Raw genomic sequence first — 5,489 nt, 5'->3', positions numbered from 1 at the left:
GCCCAAATGCGCCTCGGCCCAGCGGAAGGCCGGCACCAGCGCCACCACCGAGCCGCGGGCGAAGTTGGGCGCGGTAGTGGCCACGGTGGCCCGCAGGTTGGTGCCGAACTGCTCGGCCGCCACCGTCACGAACAACGCCCAGAAACCCACCGAAATGCCGATGACGAAGCAGGCGGCGTAGAAAACCGTTTGCGAAACGCCGTGTAGGCCGAACAGGTACACGCCCACCATCAGGGTGCAGAAGGCCAGGAACACCTGCAGGGCCCGGTTGCGCGAGCGCAGCAGCTGGCTGAGCGCCCCGCTGGCAAAATCGCCAAACACCAGCCCGAAGTAGCACCAGAACACCGCCAGCCCGGCCGAGAGCGGCGCCGGCACGGCCTGCACGCCCAGCGCCTCGCCAAACTCGGGCGCGAAGGTGATGAGAATGCCCACCACAAACCATAGCGGCACCCCAATCAGCAGGCAGCGCAGGTAGCGTCCCAGCCGGGCCGGGTTGGTGAACAAGCTGAAAAAGTTGCCCCGGCTAACGTGCGTGGCCGCCTGCGCCTTCTGAAACATGCCCGACTCGAACACGCTCACGCGCAGCAGCAGCAGGGCCAGGCCCAGGCCGCCGCCCACGAAATAGGCATTGCGCCAGCCCCAGCGGTCGCCCACCCAGTAGCCGAGCAGGGCGCCGCTCACGCCCACGGTGGCCACTATCATGGTGCCGTAGCCGCGCTTGTCCTGCGGCAGGCTTTCGCTCACGAGGGTGATACCCGCGCCGAGCTCGCCGGCCAGCCCGATGCCGGCAATGAGGCGCAGCCAGGCATATTGGTCAAGCGTCTGCACGAAGCCGTTGGCGATGTTGGCCAGCGAATAGAGCAGGATGGAGCCGAATAGCACCGACAGGCGCCCCTTCTTGTCGCCGAGAATGCCCCAGAGGATGCCGCCGAGCAGCATGCCCCCCATTTGCATCGAAATCAGGTATTCGCCCTGGGTTTTGAGAGCTTCCTTACCCACCACGCCCAGCGCGGTGAGGCTGCCCACGCGCACGATGCTGAACAGGATGAGGTCGTAGATGTCGACGAAATAGCCCAGCGCCGCCACAATGACGGCGGCCGTGAGCACAGTGTTTTTTGTAGGGTGGGAAGCTTGCATGCCCGAAATGTAGCGCGGACTTTGCAGTCCGCGAGGCCAACGGACTCGGCTTTACCACTCTCGGACTACGAGGCTGCGCTACCGATGCACGGTTTCCACAGCTACCTCGCAATGGCTGTGGCAGCCGCCGGGCAGGGGGCCATCCTCCACCTGCACGGTGCTGTGGCGGATGTTGAACTCGGTTTCGAGGCCCTTGGTGAGGGTGGCCAGCCATTGCGCGTCGGCCGCGCCGGGGCGCACGAGGTGGGCCATAAGAGCGGCATCGTGGCCGGCGCTGCTCAGGCTCCAGATGTGCAGGTCGTGCACGGATTCGACCTGGGGCTGCTTAAGCAGGTAGGCGCGCACGGCTTCGGGGTCGATGCCGTCGGGCACGGCCTGCAGGCCCAGGCGCAGGCTGTCGCGCAGCAGCCCCCACGAGCTGAACGCGATGATGCCGAGGATGATGAAGCTGATGACCGGGTCGAGCCAGGTCCAGCCGGTGAGCAGCACGAGGCCGCCGCCGGCCACCACGCCCACACTCACTAGCGCATCGGTGAGCATGTGCAGGTAGGCCCCGCGCACGTTCACGTCGCCCTTCTGCCCGCTGCGGAACAGCAGGGCAGTGATGCCATTCACCAAAATGCCAATGCCGGCCAGTATCATCACCCAGCGGCCGTTCACGGGCTCGGGGTGGCGCAGGTGGTCGATGGTTTCCCACAGAATAAAGCCCAGTGCAGCATATAATAAGGCCGTGTTCAGCAGCGCGGCCTGAATGGTGGCCCCGCGGTAGCCAAAGGTGTAGCGCCGGGTGGCCGGGCGGCCCGCCAGCCAAGCCGCGCCCCAGGCCAGAGCCAAGCTGAGCACGTCGCTCAGGTTGTGGCCGGCATCGGAGAGCAGGGCGCTGGAATTGGCCCAGAAGCCGCCAATGGCTTCGGCGATGACAAAGGCCAGGTTGAGGCCAATGCCAATGGCGAAGGCGGCGCTGAACTGACCGCCGGGCGGCGGCGCAGCGTGCTGGTGGCCGGCGTGCGAGTGGCCGGGGGCCGAATGGTCGTGGTCGTGAGGCATGAGCGGAAAAGCGTAGGACTGCGTTCTAAACGCAGCGCCGCGGCTTTAGATGCGACGCGGCTACGGCTCGCGCGTCAGCACCTCGTCAATCAGGCCATATTCCTGCGCCTCGTCGGCGCGCAGCCAATAGTCACGGTCCGAGTCGGCGTGGATTTGCTGGTAGGTTTTGCCGGTGCGCTCGGCGTAGATGCCGTATAGCTCCTCGCGGATTTTAATGACCTCGCGGGCCGTGATTTCGATGTCGGCCGAGGGGCCCTGCACGCCGCCGCTGGGCTGGTGAATCATGATGCGGGCGTGGGGCAGGGCCGAGCGTTTGCCCAGCGCGCCGCCGCAGAGCAGGAAGGCGCCCATGCTGGCCGCCAGCCCCGTACAGATGGTGGCCACGTCGGGCCGCACGTACTGCATGGTATCGAACATGCCGAAACCGGCGTATACCGACCCACCCGGCGAATTGATGTAGAGCAGAATATCCTTGCGGGCATCAACGGATTCCAGAAACAGCAGCTGGGCGTTGATGATGTTGGCAATGTTGTCGTCGACGGCCTGGCCGAGGAAGATGATGCGGTCCATCATCAGGCGCGAAAACACGTCGATTTCGCGGAAATTCTGCGGCCGTTCCTCAATGACGGAGCGGGTCATGTTGGTGAGGAAGGGCCAGGCCAGGCCCTCGGCGTAACGAGTGTATTGGTCGACGGTGAGGCCGTTGAGGCCCCGGCCGTGCACGGCGAACTTGCGGAATTCGGTTGGGTTGAGCATACGATTTTGAGGGTTAAGGAAAGGGCAAGGCGAGGCTGGCCGGGCCGGAATTGGCACGGTGGGGAAGGCCCGTTGAGATTGGATGGAGTAGCGATGTAGAGACGCATATTTGTGTCTCATCGACCGCACCGTTTAGAAGTCGTTCATGTGTTCCCGTTCAGCGACGAGACGCAAGTAGGCGTCTCTACCACCGGCGGCGCAGCCAGCCAAACCAGCCTCCGTACAGCCGCGCATGTAGCTGGCGTAGCTCCTGCCGCAGCTGCTGGCGGCCGGCGGCGCGCAGGCCGTGATAGAGCTGCTGCTGAGCTGCGGCGTCGGCGGCCAACTCGCCGTCGAACAATTGGCGCAGCTGCCACTCGTCGGCCGGCAGGGCGGCGGGGCCGTTCAGGAGCTGTTGCTCGATGAGTTGAAGGCGTTCGAGTTCAGGGCGCATGGCTTAGTATTCGATGGTTTCGGCTCGGAAGGCGGCGCGTACCGAAGTGCGCAGCCGCTCCAGGCACTTGAACTTCTGCACCGTGGCCGAGCGGACAGTGCGGTAGCCGCTGGCTTCGGCAATCTGGGCCAGCGGCTGCTGGAAGTAGTAGAAATTGAGCAGCATATCCCGGCATTTCGCGCCCAGCCGCTCCACGTAGTCGCGCACGGCGAAGCCCGGTTCAGTAGCGGTTTCCGCTTCTTCAGCGGCAAAAGCGTCGGTGGCATCCGGTAGTGGCTCGTGGGGCAGGCGGGTGCGGCGGCGTAGCTCGTGCTGCCAGCGGTGGCGGGCCACGCTTACAAGGTAGGTGCTGGCTGCCGCCGTGAGCACCAGCGTGCCACCCACGGCCTGTTCGTAAAAAACCACCAGCGCATCCTGAAACACGTCCTGCGCATCCTGTTCCGACCCGCCTTGGCGCTGCACCAGCCGCCGCACCGTCGGGAAAGCCTGCCGGTAGAGCTGGGTGAGGGCGCGTTCACGGTTGGCCAGTAGGGCCGCGCGGAGCGTCTGAGCGGGCGTAGTGGATGGGAGCAAGGCAGTCATTGGCGCAGGCATTTACTAATTAATCCATTTTCTGGGTAACTATCACCCCCGTACCCAAAAGAAAATGGCCGCATCCCGGAGAGGAATGCGGCCATTCGGTTTGTGATGCGGTTATCGTTTACACGGCCAGCACCTGCTCGCGGCGGCGCAGGAAGCGGTGCAGTACGGCGGCCGTGCCGCTACGCAGGGCGGCCTGCACGCTGCCAGCGGCCAGGCGGCCGGTTTCGGCGGCGCCGTTCATATAGCCCTGGTACCAAGCGCTGCAGTGCTCGCCGGCGAAGAACAGGTTGCCCACGGGCTTAATTTCAGCCCCGGCGATGGTGCTGTACTGGCCCACCCGGTAGCAGGCGTAGCTAGCCAGCGTGTACGGGTGTGTGGGCCAATGGAAGCGCTCCACAGTGCCGTTGAAGGCGGCGCGGGTGCCGGGCCAGGCGGCATCCAGCACGCGCAAATGCTGGTCGGCCTGCGACTGGGGCGAGCCCGTACCCATGGCCACGCCCACCTGGCCGCCCACAAACACCGTGAACGTGCCCACGCTGCCGGGCTGCAGCTGCGAGCCGTCCCAGCCGCCCTGCGTCACGGTGTCGGAGAAGAAGTAGCCGGTGTAGCCCTTGGTGCGCCAGGGGCGGCCGTTGAAGCCGAGGAAGAGCTTGGCGTTAGTGCCGTAGCCCAGGTTCTGGATGGCGTTGGTTTTCCAGGTGGGCAGCGGCAGGTTCAGGGCCACGGTGCGCAGGGTGGTGAAAGGCAGCGTGAGCACCACGTAGTCGGCCACCACCACGGTGCGGGTGCGGTCGGGCAGCTCGAAGGTGAGCTGGTACTCAGTGCCGGTCTGGCCCAGGGCCACCAGTTTGCGCTGCAGGGTAATCTGGCCGGGCAGTTGCGCGGCAATGGCATCGGTGAGCTGCTGGTTACCGCCTTTAATCTTGTACCGCTCGTCGCTGATGCCGAACATCTCAAGCGTGCCCTTGTTCACGTCGGCCTGAAACATCCACAGGAAGTTGATGGACGTCTGGTCGTTGGCCTCGCGGCCGAACTCGGTCACGTAAGCTTCTTCGAGCAGCGTCCGAATCCAGCCGGTCATGCCCAGCGTGTCGAAGTAGCCCGAAATGGACAGCTGGTCGAAGCGGGCGGCGCTGTTGCTCAGCTGGTCGTAGGTAATGTTGTTGTTGGGCAGCGAGCGGCTGTCGGCCTGAATCTGGTTGGCGTAGGGCCGCAGCGCGTCAATCACCTGCGCCACCGAGTGGTGCTGCCCGCCAAAGAAAAAGGCATCCTTGATGAGGACGGTTTCGCTGGGCGCTTCCACGTCGTAGAGCGGCAGGCCGAACTCCTGCACCAGGTTCAGCATGTCGGCGTGGCCCGAATCGATGAACTCGCCGCCCAGCTCGGTGGTCAGGCCCGGTCCCATCAGCCCGCGGGCCGTGAAGATGCGCCCACCGGCCCGGTTGCTGGCCTCGTAGATGTCGGCCCGCACGCCGGCCTTTTTCAGCTGGTACGCGCAGCTGAGGCCGGCCATACCCGCGCCCACAATGGCCAC

The 5,489-nt window shown here is 65.1% G+C and carries 6 protein-coding genes; all 6 read right to left on the bottom strand.

Going from position 1 to position 5,489, the window contains the following annotated elements; genetic code table 11:
* Window positions 1-1,137, bottom strand: a 1,137-nt coding sequence (locus ACYVDE_RS13655) for an MFS transporter (protein ID WP_460502096.1), incomplete at its 3' end; no start/stop codon positions are given.
* Window positions 1,138-1,215: 78 nt separating this feature from the next.
* The gene (locus ACYVDE_RS13650; protein WP_460502095.1) at window positions 1,216-2,184 is read right to left on the bottom strand and encodes a cation diffusion facilitator family transporter; all 969 of its coding nucleotides are present in this window, start codon (window positions 2,182-2,184) and stop codon (window positions 1,216-1,218) included.
* 60 nt (window positions 2,185-2,244) lie between these two features.
* Window positions 2,245-2,940 carry a ClpP family protease gene (locus ACYVDE_RS13645; protein ID WP_460502094.1) on the bottom strand — a complete coding sequence of 232 codons (696 nt, stop codon included), beginning with the start codon at window positions 2,938-2,940 and terminating at the stop codon, window positions 2,245-2,247.
* A gap of 184 nt (window positions 2,941-3,124) precedes the next feature.
* A complete protein-coding gene (locus tag ACYVDE_RS13640; RefSeq protein WP_460502093.1) occupies window positions 3,125-3,373 on the bottom strand; it encodes a hypothetical protein in 249 nt (82 codons plus the stop codon).
* A 3-nt stretch (window positions 3,374-3,376) separates the two neighbouring features.
* Entirely contained in the window at window positions 3,377-3,955 is a 579-nt protein-coding gene (locus tag ACYVDE_RS13635) for an RNA polymerase sigma factor (protein WP_460502092.1), read from the bottom strand.
* 118 nt (window positions 3,956-4,073) lie between these two features.
* Window positions 4,074-5,489: flavin monoamine oxidase family protein (locus ACYVDE_RS13630; RefSeq protein WP_460502091.1), on the bottom strand; the 1,416-nt coding region annotated here is incomplete at its 5' end.

It is taken from the genome of Hymenobacter agri (assembly GCF_054778495.1).
This window is presented reverse-complemented; position numbering and strand designations above follow the sequence as displayed.